The organism is Glycocaulis sp. (genome assembly GCF_050485565.1).
In the GTDB taxonomy this organism is placed as follows: Bacteria; Pseudomonadota; Alphaproteobacteria; order Caulobacterales; family Maricaulaceae; genus Glycocaulis.
Genome location: NZ_JBJHBQ010000008.1, coordinates 17,226 through 34,997, shown reverse-complemented (window position 1 = coordinate 34,997; position 17,772 = coordinate 17,226). Strand labels below are relative to the sequence as shown.

At 62.6% G+C, this 17,772-nt stretch carries 20 protein-coding genes; 13 read left to right on the top strand and 7 right to left on the bottom strand.

The genetic code is table 11. The features are described 5' to 3' along the window. Positions 1-54: 54 nt before the first annotated feature. Positions 55-681 (top strand): hypothetical protein, encoded by a 627-nt coding sequence (locus ACQ5ID_RS10050; RefSeq protein WP_429912319.1) that lies wholly within the window; start codon positions 55-57, stop codon positions 679-681. A 433-nt stretch (positions 682-1,114) separates the two neighbouring features. Here the strand turns inward: ACQ5ID_RS10050 and ACQ5ID_RS10045 are convergent, their stop codons facing one another. After that, entirely contained in the window at positions 1,115-1,855 is a 741-nt protein-coding gene (locus ACQ5ID_RS10045; RefSeq protein WP_429912318.1) for a superoxide dismutase, read from the bottom strand. 224 nt (positions 1,856-2,079) lie between these two features. Here ACQ5ID_RS10045 and ACQ5ID_RS10040 point away from each other — a divergent pair, with 224 nt between their 5' ends. Further along, positions 2,080-2,433 carry an Hpt domain-containing protein gene (locus ACQ5ID_RS10040; RefSeq protein WP_429912317.1) on the top strand — a complete coding sequence of 118 codons (354 nt, stop codon included), beginning with the start codon at positions 2,080-2,082 and terminating at the stop codon, positions 2,431-2,433. Between the two features lie 243 nt (positions 2,434-2,676). Here the strand turns inward: ACQ5ID_RS10040 and ACQ5ID_RS10035 are convergent, their stop codons facing one another. Beyond that, positions 2,677-3,030 (bottom strand): chorismate mutase, encoded by a 354-nt coding sequence (locus ACQ5ID_RS10035; RefSeq protein WP_429912316.1) that lies wholly within the window; start codon positions 3,028-3,030, stop codon positions 2,677-2,679. A gap of 152 nt (positions 3,031-3,182) precedes the next feature. Between ACQ5ID_RS10035 and ACQ5ID_RS10030 the strand changes: the two genes are divergently transcribed. Continuing rightward, positions 3,183-3,800, top strand: a complete 618-nt coding sequence (locus ACQ5ID_RS10030) for a glutathione S-transferase family protein (protein WP_429912315.1) — start codon at positions 3,183-3,185, stop codon at positions 3,798-3,800. A 142-nt stretch (positions 3,801-3,942) separates the two neighbouring features. Here ACQ5ID_RS10030 and ACQ5ID_RS10025 read toward each other — a convergent pair whose 3' ends face one another. The 3 genes from ACQ5ID_RS10025 to ACQ5ID_RS10015 form a co-directional block, all read right to left on the bottom strand. After that, the gene (locus tag ACQ5ID_RS10025) at positions 3,943-5,121 is read right to left on the bottom strand and encodes a vWA domain-containing protein (RefSeq protein WP_429912314.1); all 1,179 of its coding nucleotides are present in this window, start codon (positions 5,119-5,121) and stop codon (positions 3,943-3,945) included. 64 nt (positions 5,122-5,185) lie between these two features. Continuing rightward, complete coding sequence (locus ACQ5ID_RS10020) at positions 5,186-5,443, bottom strand: DUF883 family protein (protein ID WP_429912313.1); 258 nt, start codon at positions 5,441-5,443, stop codon at positions 5,186-5,188. A 100-nt stretch (positions 5,444-5,543) separates the two neighbouring features. Then, a complete protein-coding gene (locus tag ACQ5ID_RS10015; protein WP_429912312.1) occupies positions 5,544-6,392 on the bottom strand; it encodes an AAA family ATPase in 849 nt (282 codons plus the stop codon). Positions 6,393-6,525: 133 nt separating this feature from the next. Between ACQ5ID_RS10015 and ACQ5ID_RS10010 the strand changes: the two genes are divergently transcribed. From ACQ5ID_RS10010 to ACQ5ID_RS09985, 6 genes are read left to right on the top strand one after another with little or no spacing between them, the layout of a single operon-like run. Continuing rightward, positions 6,526-7,704 (top strand): ATP-grasp domain-containing protein, encoded by a 1,179-nt coding sequence (locus ACQ5ID_RS10010; RefSeq protein ID WP_429912311.1) that lies wholly within the window; start codon positions 6,526-6,528, stop codon positions 7,702-7,704. Continuing rightward, positions 7,701-8,387: a class I SAM-dependent methyltransferase gene (locus tag ACQ5ID_RS10005; RefSeq protein WP_429912310.1), complete on the top strand. Its 687-nt coding sequence runs from the start codon at positions 7,701-7,703 to the stop codon at positions 8,385-8,387. The genes ACQ5ID_RS10010 and ACQ5ID_RS10005 overlap by 4 nt, the downstream gene beginning before the upstream one ends. Continuing rightward, entirely contained in the window at positions 8,384-9,448 is a 1,065-nt protein-coding gene (locus ACQ5ID_RS10000) for an N-acetylneuraminate synthase family protein (RefSeq protein ID WP_429912309.1), read from the top strand. Before ACQ5ID_RS10005 ends, ACQ5ID_RS10000 begins: the two co-directional genes overlap by 4 nt. Continuing rightward, a complete protein-coding gene (locus tag ACQ5ID_RS09995; protein WP_429912308.1) occupies positions 9,448-10,452 on the top strand; it encodes a hypothetical protein in 1,005 nt (334 codons plus the stop codon). Before ACQ5ID_RS10000 ends, ACQ5ID_RS09995 begins: the two co-directional genes overlap by 1 nt. After that, on the top strand, positions 10,449-11,192 hold the full coding sequence (locus ACQ5ID_RS09990; RefSeq protein WP_429912307.1) for a cytidylyltransferase domain-containing protein: 744 nt from the start codon (positions 10,449-10,451) through the stop codon (positions 11,190-11,192). The genes ACQ5ID_RS09995 and ACQ5ID_RS09990 overlap by 4 nt, the downstream gene beginning before the upstream one ends. Continuing rightward, positions 11,192-12,526, top strand: coding sequence for an FAD-dependent oxidoreductase (locus tag ACQ5ID_RS09985; protein WP_429912305.1), 1,335 nt, complete (start codon positions 11,192-11,194; stop codon positions 12,524-12,526). Before ACQ5ID_RS09990 ends, ACQ5ID_RS09985 begins: the two co-directional genes overlap by 1 nt. On the opposite strand, the gene ACQ5ID_RS09980 is transcribed toward ACQ5ID_RS09985, so the two are convergent. Then, the gene (locus ACQ5ID_RS09980; protein ID WP_429912304.1) at positions 12,523-14,313 is read right to left on the bottom strand and encodes a tetratricopeptide repeat protein; all 1,791 of its coding nucleotides are present in this window, start codon (positions 14,311-14,313) and stop codon (positions 12,523-12,525) included. The genes ACQ5ID_RS09985 and ACQ5ID_RS09980 overlap by 4 nt on opposite strands. 183 nt (positions 14,314-14,496) lie before the next feature. Here ACQ5ID_RS09980 and flbT point away from each other — a divergent pair, with 183 nt between their 5' ends. The 3 genes from flbT to ACQ5ID_RS09965 all read left to right on the top strand — a co-directional run bounded on the left by flbT (position 14,497) and on the right by ACQ5ID_RS09965 (position 16,394). After that, positions 14,497-14,907 carry a flagellar biosynthesis repressor FlbT gene (flbT, locus tag ACQ5ID_RS09975; RefSeq protein ID WP_429912303.1) on the top strand — a complete coding sequence of 137 codons (411 nt, stop codon included), beginning with the start codon at positions 14,497-14,499 and terminating at the stop codon, positions 14,905-14,907. Positions 14,908-14,915: 8 nt separating this feature from the next. Then, entirely contained in the window at positions 14,916-15,290 is a 375-nt protein-coding gene (flaF, locus tag ACQ5ID_RS09970; RefSeq protein WP_371392272.1) for a flagellar biosynthesis regulator FlaF, read from the top strand. A 273-nt stretch (positions 15,291-15,563) separates the two neighbouring features. Further along, on the top strand, positions 15,564-16,394 hold the full coding sequence (locus tag ACQ5ID_RS09965; RefSeq protein ID WP_429912302.1) for a flagellin: 831 nt from the start codon (positions 15,564-15,566) through the stop codon (positions 16,392-16,394). An 87-nt stretch (positions 16,395-16,481) separates the two neighbouring features. Here the strand turns inward: ACQ5ID_RS09965 and ACQ5ID_RS09960 are convergent, their stop codons facing one another. Further along, the gene (locus tag ACQ5ID_RS09960) at positions 16,482-16,643 is read right to left on the bottom strand and encodes a hypothetical protein (protein WP_429912301.1); all 162 of its coding nucleotides are present in this window, start codon (positions 16,641-16,643) and stop codon (positions 16,482-16,484) included. Between the two features lie 105 nt (positions 16,644-16,748). Here ACQ5ID_RS09960 and ACQ5ID_RS09955 point away from each other — a divergent pair, with 105 nt between their 5' ends. Next, positions 16,749-17,576, top strand: coding sequence for a flagellin (locus ACQ5ID_RS09955; protein WP_429912300.1), 828 nt, complete (start codon positions 16,749-16,751; stop codon positions 17,574-17,576). Positions 17,577-17,772: the final 196 nt, after the last annotated feature.

The window sequence follows — 17,772 nt, the reverse complement described above, 5'->3', positions numbered from 1 at the left end:
ACAGGGTTGCTGACATGGCCGGGAGGGGCGGTTTTCGCCCCGCTGGAGCCTTTCATGCGCGCACGCCTTGCTGCCCTCATTGCCCTCTTTATGGCCTTCAGCGGCGTCTCATCACCCCTTGCGGGCGCGGCTGAGCCTGCACCGCGGTGGTATCATGAAATACCAGAGGACTGGCCGCTGGAGACGCCGCCGCTCTACACTCTGCTGGCACTGGAATGGATGGCCCATGGCCATTCCTACCGCATCACCACCGCGCAAGCTTACCGTGCCTACCGGGATGGCGATTACGCGCTGGCGGCGCAGCGCTTCAACCAGCTTGGCGATTATTTCGATGAGGCTCTCTTGCGTACCGGACCGTCAGGCCCGGAAGGCGAGCTGGGCTATGAATACCGGATGAGCGCGGCCTTCGCCCGCGTCAACGCGGCTTTGTCACAACGCGCCGCCGGAGACGACGCAGGCGCGGTGGAGACGTTGCGCCCGGTGGAGGTGGGTTTCGTGCCGCTGGCAACAGATCTGGCCGAGGAGAAGGTTTCCGCTGGCCTTGCTGCCGGTGACATCGCCTTTGCCCGCGCGGCGGCTGAAGAGCTGGCCCGCCAGTTCGAGATACAGAGCTGGACTGAAGAGCATGATGAGCGCCTTGCCGCCATGTTCGCCGCGATAGAGGCGGCGTCCGAAAACTGACCTTTGGCCTTTCAGGACTATCATCCTCCGGCCGCGTAGCGGTCCGGGGGAACCATGCCTGCAAAGATCCCGCTAGCTGTCCCCTCTCAGGCATGGGTCACCCGCGTAAAGCGGGTGATGACAAGCTTGGGAGGTAAATGGAATTGACGCGTTTCCCCGACGAAAGCCGGGGCCCAGAAAGACTGGGCACCGGCGTGCGCCGGTGAAACGGGTGATCTTGGGGGCGTTTATTGCCTGTCCGGCGCGCAGCGCCGCAAGCGCGACCGCGCGCCCGCAGCTTTAGCGAGGAGCGACGCGCGGATGTGCGGAGCATCAAAATGAGACTGGGCACCGGCGTACGCCGGTGAAACGCGTGATGTGGGTCTCCGCGCAACAAAAACCCCGGACGTTTCCGTCCGGGGCTTCCTGCATCGTCAGGGCACGCGAAAGGCGGTCAGTTGCCCGCCACAGCCGCGTCATAGCGCTCAGACGCCACATCCCAGTTCACCACCTGCCACCAGGCGTCGAGATAGTCGGCGCGGCGATTGCGGTAGGTGACGTAATAGGCGTGCTCCCATACATCATTGCCCAGGATGGGCGTGCCGCGTGTCTCGGCGACGTCCATCAGCGGATTGTCCTGGTTCGGCGTGGCGGTGATTTCCAGCTCGCCGTCGCCATTGACGATCAGCCAGGCCCAGCCAGAGCCGAACTGGCCGGCACCGGCGGAATTGAACTGGCTCTTCATCTCGTCGAGAGAGCCAAACTGCGCGTTGATCGCCTCGGCAAACGCGCCGCTGGGCGCGCCGCTATTCGCAGGCGCGGTCATGCTTTCCCAGAAGAAGGCGTGGTTCCAGTGCCCGCCGCCATGATTGCGGAAGGCTTTGGGCAGGTCCGAAACGCGCGCCAGAATGTCTTCCAGCGAGGAGCCCTGCAGATCGGAGCGGTCTTCCATCGCTCCGTTGAGGCCGTTCACATAGGTCTGGTGGTGGCGCGAATGGTGCAGCTCCATGGTTTCGGCGTCGATCACCGGTTCCAGCGCGTCATAGGCGTAGGGCAGGTCGGGGAGGGAGAAGGCACTCATCGTTTCTGTTTCCTCTTGGTGGGTGGTTGCGCTGTCCGCATAAGCGGCAGCGCTTATCAGGCCGAAACTGGCAAAAGCAGCGGCGGCAGTGCGGGTGGTAAGGTCGATAAACATGGCGGGTGTCTCCTCCTTGACGACTTTTTTAGCGGGCAGGGCCGGCGCAAGTGCGTCGCCTGAATCCGTGCGTCTCCATTCCCTCTAGCTAGGGTCGGTAGTCCGGCCCTTCCAGTGGCAAACGGGAATCCTGTGCGGTTTGTTCCTTTGTTAAGCCTGTTTGTGAGCCAAGTGTTAACGTGGCCGCCCCATACTCCGCGCCAATTCAGCCAGGCGGAATTCACATGCTCGACAGAAGCCGGACACACGCAGGCACCGCTCTGCTCGATGGTGCACACCTTCACCGTTATACCGGCGGGGATGTTGCGCTGGAGGTTGAGCTCTACGGGCTGTTGCGCGGCCAGATCGTCTCCACGCTCGATGCTCTGGCACGCGCTGGCGATGACGCGGTGTTGTGGCAGAGACTGGTACACACGCTCAAAGGCGCGGCGCGCGGTGTCGGCGCGATGGCGCTGGGCGATGCCTGTGCGGCGCAGGAGAGCAACGCCAACGACCCGTCTGCGCTGGAGGCTATCCGCGCCGTGGCCGACGAGACCCTCGCCGCCATCGATACCGAGCTGGAACGCCGCGCGGCCTAGGGTCTGTCCTCATAAAGGGTTTGAGGCGCGGTATGCGGCCAGATTGTCCGGTTCGAGGAGCGAAACCGCAGGAAGGGCAGTCCCCTTTCAAGGGTTCGCGACGATGAAACGGGCGATCTGGCCCATATCCTGTTGGACGCGGCGGATTTTGCGCCTGACGGCGTCTAGCCGCCCTTGTGGAGGGATGCTCCACGGCGGCCGCCTCTCCTTCTCAGACATAAAATCCGCTTCGCGCCGCGCCGCTTAAGACCGCTTGCGCTGCGGCTCGCGCGTGGCGTCCCACACCTGCAATTCATGCTGGATGGAGCGTTCCACCAGTTCGCGCCAGACCGGCTCGGCAAGGCTTTCCGGCACGCCGGCCTTGCGCGCTGCCGCCTTCACCTTGGCAATCACATCCTCGATCCGGTCTTCATCGCGCACCACATCGCGCGACGGCTTGATGCGCGCTGCCGCCTCCATATAGCGCGTACGCTCGGCGATCAGGCCGATCAGCGCCCGGTCCAGCCGGTCCACCCCGTCACGCACCTCTGCCATCTGCGCGCAGTCCTGCGGCGGCGTGCGGCGGTTCAGATCATCAGCGTCGAAGGGCAGTGTCATCTCGCAAACATCCTGTCAGGCATGGTCCCGTCATACAGGCCCGAAGGCGCGGCTGGAAAGCCTTCATACACCCCACGCCCGATTGCTCTGTCAGAATCGCACGCACGCTTCTACCATGCCGGGCAATGGATTGGCGGATGCAGGAGCGGCAAATGGACGCCTTCAGACTCTATGGCCACAAAGAGAGCGGCAATTGCCTGAAAACCCTGTGGACGGCGCGCCATCTCGGCCTCGATTTCGAGTGGATCGAGATCGACATTTTCAAGGGCGCCAGCCGCACCGATGAATTCCTCGCGCTGAACCCGGCGGGCCAGGTGCCGCTGCTAGAGCGCAGTGATGGCCGCACGCTCGCTCAGTCCAACGCGATCCTCACCTACATGGCCGAAGGTTCAGACCTTATCCCGGAAGATGCATTTGACCGGGCCAAGATGATGGAATGGCTGTTCTGGGAGCAATACTCCCACGAGCCCTTCATCGCCGTACGCCGCAGCCAGCTGCGCTTTCATGCCCGCCGCGCCAGCGATCTCGACCCCAAGCTCCTGTCGGGCGGACGCCGGGCGCTCGGCGTGATGGAGATGCGCCTGCTGGCGCGCGAGTATTTCGTCGCCGAGCAGCTGACCCTGGCTGACATCGCGCTCGTTGCCTACACCCGCGTCGCGCATGAGGGCGGGTTTGACCTTGCAGATTTCCCCGCCGTGCAGGGCTGGGTACGCCGCGTGGAAAGCGCGCTTTCCCTCCCCCATGCGGGCGATGCGGCGATGGCGGGGTAGGGGGAATCCCAACAAAGTTGTCATCACCCGCTTTATGCGGGTGACCCATGCCTCTGACTTCTCAGCATAATCGTTCCTCTCAGGCATGGCTCCCCCGGATCGCTTCGCGACCGGAGGATGACAGGCGGAGGGGTCAGAGGGTTTACCTTCTCGCCAGTTCCTTCATCGCCCCGTCCAGCCCCTCCAGCGTGAGGGGGAACATGCGCTGCGGGCCGATGATCTGGCGGATCAGCTCGATGGAATAGGTGTGCTGCCACCATTTGTCGGGCTGCGGATTGAGCCAGATGAGGTGGGGGTAGGTGTCGACGAGGCGTTTGAGCCAGACCGAGCCGGCTTCCGCATTCCAGTGCTCCACCGAGCCGCCCGGATGGGTGATCTCGTAGGGCGCCATCGAGGCATCGCCCACGATCACCACCTTGTAGTCGTGCGGGTATTTGTGCAGCACATCAAAGAGCGCCATCGTCTCCGACTGGCGGCGCAAATTCGACTTCCACACACCCTCATAGATGCAGTTGTGGAAGTAGAAATAATCGAGCGATTTGAAGACGGATTTCGCTGCCGAGAAGAGCCGCTCGGTCAGCTGTATATAAGGGTCCATAGACCCGCCCACGTCGAAAAACACCAGCACCTTGATGGCGTTGCGGCGCTCGGGCCGCATCTTCACATCCAGCCAGCCCTGCTTGGCGGTGGCGTTGATCGTGCCGGAAAGGTCCAGCTCCTCGGCCGCGCCCTCGCGCGCGAATTTTCGCAGGCGGCGCAGAGCGAGTTTGAGATTGCGGGTGCCCAGCTCCCGGTCGGAATCATAATCCTTGTAGCGGCGCGCCTCCCACACCTTGGCGGCCTTTTTGTGCTGGCTCTGGCCGCCAATGCGCACGCCGGACGGGTTATAGCCAGAATGGCCGAACGGGCTGGTGCCGCCTGTGCCAATCCACTTATTGCCGCCCTCATGGCGCTCGGTCTGCTCCTGGAGGCGCTGATTGAGCGTGTCCATCAGCTCGTCGAAATCCATCGCCTCCAGCTCGGCCATCTCTTCTTCGGTGAGGTGGCGGCGCATCTCGTTGCGCAGCCAGTCTTCAGGGATTTCGGCCTCGTTGAACATCTCGCCAAGAAGCTCCACGCCCTTGAAGACATGGCCGAACACCTGGTCGAACTTGTCGAAATTGCGCTCGTCTTTCACCAGCGCCGCGCGGGAGACCGCGTAGAAATCGTCAATGGCGGGCGAGACCGCGCCCTTCTCCAGCGCTTCGAGCAGGGTGAGGTATTCCCGTGTCGAGACGGGAACTTTTGCGGCGCGCAATTCGGTGAAGAAGCGATGGAACATGGCGGCAAGGATAGGCGCTCGCGAGGCTATGCTGCAAGCGCGCTATCCCGCCAGAAGCAAAGCTCTAGCGGCGGGCGAGCAGGGCGCCCGCGATGACGCCGATACCGGCGGCGATGCCGAGCGAGGCATAGGGGTTGTCCTTGACGTAGCCCACCGCCTGCTCCTCGATCTTCCCGGCGCGGCGCGCTACTTTCCGGGCCTGACGGCGCGTGGTTTTCGCGGCGCTTTCCAGTTCCTTCTCGGCAGCCCGGCTGACCGATTTCAGGGTCTTTTCACCCGTTTCACGGATGTTCTCTACGCGCTTGCTGGCACTCGTCGCCATGGGGAGCCTCCTTGGTTCAGGCATTATCACTCGCGCCCGGTCATTGATGCCGGGCGCATCCCCTGATTAACGGTGCCGGGGCAGGAGGGTTCCAGAATTCCTACTGCGCCGCATCCCGTCTCGCCATGAAGGCGAGTTTTTCAAAGAGCTGCACGTCCTGCTCGTTCTTCAGAAGCGCGCCGTGGAGCGGCGGGATGAGTTTGCGCGGATCCTTCTCGCGCAAAAGCTCCGGGTCCACGTCCTCGACGAGCAGGAGTTTCAGCCAGTCGAGAAGCTCGGAGGTTGACGGCTTCTTCTTCAGGCCGGGGACCTGGCGCACTTCGTAGAATTTTTTGAGCGCTTCGGAGAGCAGGCGGCCTTTGAGGCCCGGGAAGTGCACCTCCACGATGGCGCGCATGGTTTCCTCGTCCGGGAAGGCGATGAAATGGAAGAAGCAGCGGCGCAGGAAGGCGTCCGGCAGCTCTTTCTCATTGTTCGAGGTGATGATGACGATGGGGCGCACGTCGGCCTTCACCGTCTCGCCCGTCTCGTAGACATGGAACTCCATCCGGTCGAGCTCCTGTAGGAGGTCGTTCGGAAACTCGATATCGGCCTTGTCGATCTCGTCGATCAGCAGGATGGGCCGCGTCTCGTGGGTGAAGGCTTCCCAGAGTTTCCCCTTGCGGATGTAGTTCCTGACATCATGCACCTTGTCATCGCCGAGCTGGCTGTCGCGCAGGCGGGCCACCGCGTCATATTCATAAAGCCCCTGCTGGGCCTTGGTGGTGGACTTGATGTGCCATTCCAGCAGCGGCGCGTTCATGGCGCTCGCGATCTGGCGGGCCAGCTCCGTCTTGCCGGTGCCGGGCTCGCCCTTGACCAGCAAGGGCCGCTCCAGCGTGACGGCCGCGTTCACCGCTGCGGCCAGTTCCTCTGTCGCGACATACTGGCTGGTGCCTTCAAAGCGCATGATCGTTAACCCTTGGCTATAGCGTTTCAGTGTCAAACCTTGGGCGAGAAACTAGAACGCGAAAACGCAATTCGCGAGTGCCTGGCGGCATTTTCTTTTGCGTTGCAACACAAGACGGGAAGGACGAGGCCCCATGCGCGCGCTCGCCATCGGTGCGGGATCAGAACAGGCAAGGGCGATTGCCGCTGCCCGCGCACTCGGCGCAGAGGTGCTGGCGCTCGATGGCCGCCCCGATGCCGAAGGGGCGGGTGCGGCGAACCGCTTTGCCCATGTCGATCTGATGGACGCGGACGCCGTGCTGGCCATCGCGCGTGAGTTCCGGCCCGATTTCGTCATCCCCGTACCGCTCGCCCGTCCGCTCATCATGGCGGGTATCGTCAATGACGCGCTGGGCCTCAAAGGCGTCACGGAGCGCGGCGCGCGCCTTGCCAATGACAAGCAGGCCATGCGCGAAGCGTTCACCGCCAGAGGCGTGCCGATGGCGCGCCAGATGCGCGTTGAGGATGCGGATGGTTTGCGCGCGGCGGCAGACGCGCTGGGCTTTCCGCTGGTGCTGAAACCGCGCGCCGGTTCGGGCAGCCGAGGCGTGACGCTGATCGAGCGCGAGAGCGCGCTGCCCGCTCGCCTTGATCCGATTCCCGGTGATGACTGGATCGCCGAAGCGGCCCTGCAGGGGACAGAGCTGGGCGTGGACGGGGTGAAGATCGACGGGCAGGTGCATGTGCTGTGCCTTCGGGTCAAGCGCATGACAGAGCCGCCCCACCGGCAGGAGCTGAGCTATCACGCCATCGACCCGGCCAGCTTCGCGCTGACGCCGCGCATCACGGCGCTGGCGGCGACCTGTCTTGAGGCGATGGGCTGCGATGACTGCTTCTTCAATGCCGACATGATGGCCGGGCCGGACGGGGAGGTGAGCGTGATCGAGCTCGCCCCGCGCCCCGGCGGCAATAACATCTTCTCCCACATCCTCACCCGCGTGTTCGGCACCGACCTCATCAGCTGGTTCATGGAGGCGCAGATGGCCGGGCGTGCGGCCACACCGCCGCCCTTTGGCGCGCCGGTCTATTTTGAATATCTGCCGGTTCCGGCGGGCCGTGTGGTGCGGATGGGTGATTTGTCGGCCCTGCAAGGCGGCAAGGCGGGAATCGCGGTGGAAAGCCCGCTGCGGCCGGGTGACGTGCTCGGCCCGGTGACGGATGGGGCATCGGCCATGGCGCGCGGCTGGGTGCTATGCAGCCCGGCAGATGCCTGCGAGGGCGCCAAAATCGCGTTAGACTGCGCGCGAATCATCATCGTGGAGGCACAGCCATGAGCGCCCAGCCTGACAGAACGGTCACCGCCCGGTTCTGGGGGGCGGAAGCCTCCCGCGCCATCCTCAGCTACCCGGACGAGAATATCGTGCGCTTCCTCGCCGCGCGTTTTCCCGACCGTGCGGCCAATGCGGGTTTGCGCGCGGCGGAGCTCGGCTGCGGGAACGGACGCAATCTCCTGCTCCTCAGCGATTACGGCTTTGCGCCGCACGGGGTGGATATCAGCGAGGGCGCGATAGAGACCTCCCGCCAGGTGCTCGGCTCTGCCGGGCGCGAGGCCGTGTTCCATACCGGCGCGTTTCAGGACGCGCTGGCCGGTGAGGCGGGCTTTGACCTCATCATCTGGGACAGCCCGTATCTTGATACGCGCGAGGGCATGGAAGCGAGCTTTGCGCAGGTCTTCTCCCTGCTAGCGCCGGGCGGGCAGATCTGGACCCGCTTCCGCCATCCCGATAGCTGGTTTGCCACGCTCGGCAAGACGGCGGCGGACGGCTCCATCCTGCTTGATGAGCGCGCGGCGGGCTATGCCGGGGCGCTCTACATTTTCGTCGATGGCGATGAGGCGGAAAGCCTGCTGGTGAAGACCGGGCTCGAGGTCATCAACCGCGAGCGTGTGGAGCTGTGGAAGAAGCGCGAGACCGAGCGCCATGTCTGGAACACGTTCTGGGCGGCGCGCCCGGCATGAGCGCGGGCGGGGCCAGTTTTGACGTAGCGGGCCGCATGGTCGGCGGCGATGCGCCCTGCTTCATCGTGGCCGAGATCGGCGCCAACCATGATGGCGATCCGGAGCGTGCGCGCGAACTGGTCGATATGGCCGCCGCGGCAGGGGCAGATGCCGTCAAGTTTCAGACCTATAGCGCGGCCGAGCTGGTCGCTGACCCGGACCGTGTCATCACATGGGGCCGGGAAGGGCGCGAGCGCAGCGAGACGATTGGCGGGCTTTTTGACCGGCTGGCCTTGCCGCGCGCGGCGCACAAGCCCTTGTTTGAATACGCAAAATCGAAGGGCGTCATGCCCTTCTCCACCCCGTTCAGCCTCGATGGCGTCGATTTCCTCAACGCGCTCGACGTGCCTTTGTGGAAGGTCGCCTCCTCGGATGTGCGCGACAAGTTCCTGCTCGAGCATCTGGCCCGCACCGGCAAGCCGGTGATCCTGTCGACCGGTAAATCGCTGCTGTCTGAAACCGTGCGCGCGGTCGACACGCTGCGCGCCGCAAATGTACCGTTCGCGGTGCTCCACTGCGTCGCCCAATACCCCGCTCCGATGGAGGAAGTTGGCCTTACCACAATTCCAGCCTTCAAAACCGTGTTTCCGGACGCCGTTATAGGTTTCTCAGACCACACTGTGGGTATCACCGCCGCGCTGGGTGCGGTCGCATTGGGGGGAAAGATTATCGAGCGGCACGTCACGTATGATCAGGACGCGGACGGGCCGGATCACTGGTTTTCCTCATCGCCTCAGGAGTTTAACGATCTCTGCCGCGAAATCCGGCGTCTGGAAGCGGCTCTTGGCAGCGTGCGCACCGGGATTTTGCCGTCCGAAGTGCGCGAACGCGAAGTTTCCGTTAGATCCCTGATACTTAAGAAGGGGATCAAGGCAGGCGAGGTGATAACGGCTGATCATCTGGAAACCAAGCGCCCCGGCCACGGCATTGACCCCTATGATGCTGAAAAAATTATCGGAATCTCTGTGCCGCGAGACCTTGAGCAGGGCTCTGTCCTCACCTGGGAGGCGCTGAAAGCCTGATGCGGGTATTAGTCTGGACGATGGGGGGCGGGGATGCCGGGATCGGACACCTCACCCGTTGCCAGGCACTTGTCCCCGCCCTTCTGGCGCGCGGCGCGAAGGTGCAAGTCATTGTGCAGGCAGAGCTTTCCCTTGCGCCCTTCATCGAGGCGGAGGGGGCCGGGATACAGCTTATCCCGGATGCGGGCGCGACCTTGTCCGTCCTGAAGGCGGCCATGCCCTGCGATCTGCTGATCTGTGACCGGCCCGATCTCTCGGTGGCGGATAGCGAGGCATATTATGCCGCCGGGGCAGGGCGGATCGCGCTGCTCGCCAGTTCCAGAATTGGCTATTTTCCCTGTGACTTGGCGATAATTGATGACCCACTGCTTGCAGATTCCGAGATGCCCCTCGCACGGCGGATAGAGGTGGGGGCGCATCTGCATATGGTCCGCCAGGACGTGCTCGCCCTGCGCCCTGCCGCGCCGGTCAGGCTGGAGCCCGGAAAGCCGGTCAAGCTATTGATAGCATTGAGCGGAACTGATCCGGGCGCGCTCACCGAACCGCTGGTAGCCGCCCTGTCCCGGCAGGCCGTTGATACCGGACTGCCCTTGCAGCTGCGCGTGCTGATCGGGGCGGGATGGCCGGCCGGGCGGCGGGCGGATTTCAGAGAGAAAGCCCCACAAGGCATTGAAATAGTTGAAGCACCGCGCGCGCTTGGCGAGGCGATCCGTGCCAGCGATGCGATTGTCACGCTGGGCGGACGCACGACCTATGAGGCGTTTGCGCTGGGCCGTCCGGCCTTCTGCATACCGTGGGACAGCACGGCGCGTTACGTCTTCGCGCTCGATGAGCAAAAGCTCGCCCTCGCCCTTGATCCTGATCCGCAAAATGCGGCGCGCGCCATCCTCGTGGCGCTGGATAGCCCGGCGGATATCGAGGCCCGCGCGGCCCGCGCCTTCGCTCTTGCTGATGCCGGCGCGGCAGAGCGGGTCGCGGCGCTGTGCCTGGAGGGCGTCACATGAAGGCCGCAGCGATCATCCAGGCGCGCATGAGCTCCTCACGCCTTCCCGGCAAAGTGTTGATGGAGCTGGGTAATCGCCCGATGCTGCAGCTCGTGATAGAGCGCCTGCAGCGCAGCACAAACCTGTCTGATATTATCGTCGCCACCAGCGGCGAGGAGGCCGACGAACCGATTGTAGATCTGTGCGCGGCGCTGAATATTCCCGTCGCGCGCGGCTCTCGCGATGACGTTCTGTCCCGCTTTTCCGGGGCGCTTCATCTGACCGGAGCCGACGCGATTGTCCGCGTCACGGCCGACTGTCCGCTCATCGATTCTGCCTTGATAGACACGGCCTTGGCGGTTTTCGGGGACGAACGCCCGGACCATCTCTCCTGCGGATCAGATGGCGGCTATCCGCGCGGGATCAACGCAGAAATCATCGCCCGCGCCGCGCTGGAGCTTGCAGCCCGCGAAGCCGCCGAACCCTTCGAGCGCGAGCATGTCACGCCCTTCCTCTATACGCGGCCAGACCGGTTCAAACTGGTAAATATGCAAGCGCCACAAGAGCTTAGGCGGCCAGACTATCGCATCACCGTCGATGAACCGGTAGACATCGAGATGGTACGCGCCCTAGTCGCCGGTATTGGCGGTGACCCGCTTGGTATAAGCCTTTCAGAAATAGTCACTTTTCTGGATACGAACCCTGATATCGCCGCCATGAATGGCGGGGTGTACCAGAAGCATTTCACGGAGACGGGGTGATGAACGAGGCCGTGGTTGTTGGCGGTGGGCCGGTCGGGCTGGTCGCTGCTATCCTGCTGAAACGTAAGGGTTTTGCTGTCACACTTCTGGAGCGCGAGGACGCGCTTGGCGGGTTGATGCGCTCCCTGCCGGTGATTGACGGGTTCGAGTTTGACAACGGGACCCGCTTCGCCCCGCGCCTGGGCGATGCGGCGCTGGATGTTGAACTCAGCCCGGCCAGCGGAGACTGGCTGGAGTTTAACCAATTGCTTTCAGGTACATTTTTCGCCGGTCGGCTTCAGGAAGAAACCGCTTTCGCCGATATTAACGGCCTTCCCACCGGCATTCTGCAGGCGGTTGAGGAGGGCTATTTCAACGCCCGCAACAGCGCGGACAGCCATGCCAGCGTTGAAGATCATGTGCGTGACCGTTTCGGCGCCGCCGCGCTGGAGCATGTGTTCGAACCCGCGCTGGCAAAGATCACCGGGCTGTCGTCGGGCGAACTTTCGCCAGGTGTTGCAGGGCTTTACGGCTTGTCACGCCTGGTCATGTTCACGCCAGAGCGTACCCGGGAACTGAAAGCTGATCCGGCTCACGATGCGCGCCTTGCCTTTCATTCGCGCGATGAAGGCGCGCCGTCCCATCCTGACCGCGTGTTCCGCTATCCCCGCCGGGGCGGAATCGGCTTGTGGGCAAGGCGGCTTGAAGAGATCGCGCGGGCGGAAGGCATCACCATCCGCACCGGCACGGCCGCGGAGCGGGTGGAGCCGGTATCCGGCGGCGGCGTGCGTCTATCGCTGCCGGGTGGAGAGGTGCTGACCACGCAGAAACTGGTCTGGAGCGTGCCGGGCGCGCTGCTGCTGCGCGCAGCCGGGGCGCTGCCGCCCGGTCCGCCGCCACGCATGACCTCCGGCCTCACCCTGTTCCATTTCGTCGTCGACCGGACTTTCGCGACAGACTTGTTTTACATCACGAATTACGACCCCGCCTTCGCCAGCTACCGGGTGACGCTCTACCCCAATGTGCAGGGCGGGCCGGTGCGCGAGGGGCAGTATCATCTCAGCGTGGAGGTGATCCTCAACGCGCAGCGTGCTGAAGCACCGCCTTCGGGTGTCATTGCCGATGAGCTGGTGCGCATGGGCGTGCTCGCGCCCGGCAGCCGCGTGCTCGCAGAAGCCGTCACCCATGTGCGCCAGGGCTTTCCCCTGCCTACGCCGGGCCTTGCCGCGCAGCTGAAAACGCATGGTGAATTGCTGGCGGACATCTTCCCCGGCACCATCGTGCTCGGCCGTGGACAGGCGGGTGTGTTTTTCCTGCGCGATGCGCTGGGCGAGTGTGTGCGGGCGCTGGCTTAAGCCGCTTGGCGCTTGTGTGTTTTGACAAAAGCACCAAAGGCTTCAGCCATCTTCTTCATGCCGCCCACCCAGTCGCGATAACGCTCGCCGCAGAAGGTGCGGCTGCCGGGATACCAGAGCATCTCGTCCTGGCCCAGCATGGTCCAGGCGACGGGTATTGGCCGGATAAACCAGACCTGTCCGCCGACCGAAGCGGTGAGGTTGGTGGTGGCGTTCATCGGCCCAAGCACCAGATCACACGCCTTGCCAAGCGCAGCCACGCCGTCAAGATCGTCTTTAAGATCAATGTCCTGCAGCTGGTGGATTTTCACACCAAAGCGCGCCTCGGCCTCGGCCAGCTCCTCATTCACATCGCCATATTGCAGGTTGATGAAAACCGCGCCGGGCGTCTTCAGGATAGGTTTCCACATCTCGAACGGGGCAAAGTGCTTGGAACGCGCCGCATTCATTTTCAATGACTTCCACAGCACGCCCACTTTCGGGCCGGGTCCCAGCGCCGCGAGCTGTTTGGCGAACGCCTTCACCCGCTCCGGATCGGCGGTGAGAAAACCGGCCTGTGAGGGGAAGTCATCCGTGCTCGAGCGGAAGGCGCGGCACAGATTGCCAGCCGGCGCCCACATATTGGCCCTGCCGTCCTTGAACAGGTCCGGCGCATGGCGGTGCTGGCGGCCTTCGCGCTCGACCGTGTAGTGGCGCTCCACAAGGGCCTTGGGGAAGGAGCGCTGCATGAGCGGTACCAGACGCTTCTCGCAGGCAATGCGCAGCTCGCCGTCCGGGCCGACAGCCTTCTGGGCGTCATGGAAGGTGCTGGCAAACAGCACTTCATCGCCAATGCCCTGCTCGCCGACGACGACCAGCGTCTTGCCGTCCAGCACGGCCGGATCCGCCCCGTCCCAGGCCGGGGCGGGGATAAGGAAATTGGTGGCGAAGCTGTAATGCATGTTCAGCCGCCAGCGATACATGTCCCAGCCCTCTTCCAGCTGGCCCGCAGATAGCAATATGCTCGACAGGCCGTGGCTGCTGATGACGTGCTCGCGCTCGCTCTCGGCGTTTTTCACCGCCGCACGGAAATGGAAGATGGCGTTCTCGACATCACCGAGAAGTCCCTGCACATGCGCCAGATTGTGATGCGCGCGGGCATAGCCGGGCTTCAGGCGCAGCGCCTCAGTATGGAAGGTAACAGCTTCGGCGGCCTCGCCGCTTTCCATCACTGTTGTGCCCATTGAATTCCACAGATCGGGATTTTCCGGGTCTGCATAGATCGCCTGACGCAACAGCTCGATGGCATCTTCAAACTTGGCCTGATCGCGCAAAATGCTGGCCAGCTGTACGGTGCCGCCCTTGGCGTTAGGGGCAATTTTCAGATAGATGCGCATGAATTTTTCTGCCGTCGGCAAGAGGCCCAGCTTGGAGGCGAGCACGCCGAGGCTCTTGTAGACTTCCGCATTTGACGGGTCGCGCTGCAGCGCCCGCTCATAGAATTCCAGCGCCTTTGACAGCCGGCCCAGATGCTCCAGCGCCATGCCCATGGCCTGGTTCACCACCGGATGGTCCGGGTGGGTGTCCAGCAGTTTCAGAATGATGCGCGCGCCCTCGGCCGCCTTGCCGTCATCGACCAGCCCCATGGCCCGGCGCAGGCGCGCGGCGACTTTCGGGTCGGACTTCGCAGCGGGGCTGGCTTCAAGATCAAGGCCCGGAATGGCGGTAGTGTGCACTTCTTCAGACGGGTTGATGACGTCCTCGACGCCCTTGGCGAGTTCTGCATCAAGATCGAGAAGTATCGTCATCGTCTGGCCCTGCCGTCGCTGGAAGTGTATCAGTGCCGAGACAGGCCTGCTTCGATTAAGAAGCTGCTAACGATTGGCGATGTGCAATTTATGTTGCGTGAGCAACGCTTTGTTCACCCCGATTGGACAACATCGCGTTCAACAGGGCTGCATACCTGCACGAACTGTTAAGGGGGTCTTTCCATGCCGCTTAAATTGTCCTTGAAACCGGGCGAGAAATTCGTGCTGAACGGGGCGGTTGTGGAAAATGGTGACCGCCGGGCCACGCTGGTGCTGCAGAACAAGGCTTCGGTCCTGCGCGAAAAGGACATCATGCAGGAGCATGAGGCCGACAGCCCCGCGCGGCGTATCTATTTCCCCGTGATGATGATGTATCTGGAGGGGCGGGCCGAAGGCGCCGTTTACGACCAGTTCGTGCTGCGCATGACAGAGTTCATGAACGCGCTGACCAATCCCGAAGTGCTGGCGGACTGCGTGTCGGTCAGCCGCGACGTCATGGCCGGCGATTTCTACAAGGCACTCATCCGCTGCCGCAAACTCATCACCTACGAAGATCAGCGCACGGGCCGCGCACCGGCCGCGTCGAAGGGTTAGACCGCTCCATGTCCTACCAGGCCTATCAGACTACGGCAGCTCGCACCGAAGACCCGCGTTCGGCGGAGTATCGTCTGTTCGGACAGGTTACCCGCGCCCTTATGGTGGCGCGCGAGTGCGGGCCGTCGGAGTTGTCGAAGCGCGCCGATGCGCTGGACTGGAACCGGCGCATGTGGACGGCCTTTGCTGCCGATTGCTCCAGCGAGGACAACAAGCTGCCGGAATCGCTACGCGCCGCGATCATTTCGCTTTCCATCTTTGTCTCGCGCCAGACCAGCGAGGCAATCCGCGACAATGACGCGGTTGACACGCTGGTGGAGATCAACCGCACCATCATGCAGGGTCTGGCACCCCAGGGGCAGGGCGCAGCCAGCGCCGCCTGACGCAATTCAGACCGGGTGATATCTGACAGGGGCCGGATGCTTCCTCCGGCCCTTTTTGCTGCGCGCCATTCAGGCGGCGCATTTTGCCCACAGGCCCGAATAGGTCCGGCAGTTTTGGCCGGGCGCGCGCCGCGGATCGGGCTGGCGATATATTTCCTATTGAAAACAAACAGCTGACCGGGCGGCATCGCTGCGCTGAACGGCACAGGGTTTGCGCAAGGCAGGGCAGGACAAAACGTCCCTTACCCACTTCCAGAACGGAGGAACCCCACAATGACAAATTCCGTGAACACGAACTATGGGGCCATGGTGGCCCTGCAGAACCTGAACAAGACCAATATGCAACTGCAAACCACGCAAAACCGGATCAATACCGGACTGCAGGTCGCAAACGCGAAGGATAATGGCGGCATCTACGCCATTGCCCAGCGTATGCGGGCGGATGTGAGCGCGTATGGTGTCGTTCAGGACAGTCTGAACCGCGGCATCTCAACAGTGGATGTCACCCTGGCCGCGGGCGAGGCAATCTCTGATCTGCTCATCGAGATGAAGGAAAAGGCTCTGGCAGCCGGCGATACGTCGCTCGATACGCCCAGCCGGGTCGCCCTGAACGAGGACTTCAAGGCATTGCGCGACCAGATCGCGACAATCGTCGAGAATGCCGAGTTCAACGGCCTCAACCTGATCGATGGCAGTGCAACGGACGGCTTTATCGCTCTGGCGAACTCGGACGGCTCGAAGACGATCACGGTCGGTACGGAGAATCTTTCGCTCTCCGGCACCGTCGTTACGATCACCTCGACGGCCTCGTTCGGCACAGCGAGCGCCGCTTCGGACATCGCCTCGCAGATCGCCACCTCGCTGGAGAACGTGAACAGCGCGCTTGCGCGTCTGGGCACCAAATCAAAGGCGCTGGAGATCCATCAGACGTTCGTCACTAAACTCTCTGACGCTCTGGAAAGCGGTATCGGCAACCTTGTCGATGCGGACATGGCCAAGGAGTCGGCCAAACTTCAATCCCTGCAGGTCAAGCAGCAGCTTGGCATTCAGGCTTTGTCGATTGCCAACTCGGCACCACAGTCCGTTCTCAGCTTTTTCCGGTAGGGACAGAAAACCAGGGCCGCCCTTCGGGGCGGCCCTTTTTTGCCCACGTAAAGCGTTAGTATTTTGTCAATAAATGGCTGATTTGTCTCAGATTTTAGCGATTCGATAACCGGCAGAAACTGCCTGCTCGGCAAAATTTGCCGGGTTTTTGGCCGTCTGCCCGGCAGTTTTTGCCGCGCCCGCTTTAGGCTCAGGTTTTACTGTTGCAGGCAACCAATTGAAAGATAGGGCATTTCTAGCTTTCTGCATTCAAGTGATTCGTTTTGGCCTCACCCTTGCTGGGAGCCCTCCGGGTCAGAAGACCTGGCACGCAAAACGCGCGTCACACCATAGAACGTGAAAAGGAGCCAAGAAATGGCTAGTGTAAATACCAATGTGGGCGCGATGGTCGCCCTGCAAAACCTCAACCGCACCAATCAGGAACTGCAAACCGTTCAGAACCGGATCAATACCGGCCTGAACGTCGCAAGTGCGAAGGACAATGGCGGCATCTACGCCATCGCCCAGAACATGCGTGCGGAAGTCGGTGGCCTGCGGGCTGTCAACAACTCCCTCGACCTTGCCATCTCTGTTGTCGACGTCAGTCTGGCAGCCGGTGACGCCATCTCCGATCTTCTGATCGAGATGAAGGAAAAGGCGCTGGCCGCTTCGGACGCGTCGCTGGACAGTGCGTCGCGTACGGCTCTGAGTGAAGACTTCAAGGCTCTGCGTGACCAGATCTCGACGATCGTGGAAAACGCCGAGTTCAACGGCTCCAACCTGATCGACGGTTCGATGTCCGGCGGCATTTCGGCTCTGGCCAATGCCAAGGGCACCAACACGATCGACGTGTCAGACGAAGACCTGTCGCTGTCCGGCACCATCATCGGCCTGTCCGGTGGTACGGATATCGCGTCCCAGTCCGATGCGACTGCAGCCGTCACGGCTATCGAGTCGGCACTGACCAACCTGAACTCTGCGCTCGCGCGTCTGGGAACGGGTTCGAAGTCGCTGGAAATCCACAAAACGTTCGTCAGCAAGCTTTCCGACAGCCTTGAAAAAGGTATCGGCAACCTTGTTGACGCCGATCTCGCGAAGGAATCGGCACGTCTGCAGTCCCTGCAGGTCAAGCAGCAGCTTGGCATCCAGGCGCTGTCGATCGCCAACTCCGCACCGTCCACGGTGCTGGGCTTCTTCCGCTAGGTTAGTGGTGGGGAGAGTGGCGGGGGCATTACGTGGGGTTCTGCCTCCGCCGCTTTCTTTCCTGAAGGATATTGTAGCCTCCGGGCGACGAAAAGGATCGGATTTTCAAAGGGGAAGTGGGGGCGTCTGTACGTAGGAGCGCCAGCCAGGTGACGTTATGAACGCAATAGTTCCGATATCAGGGCGAGAGCTCGTT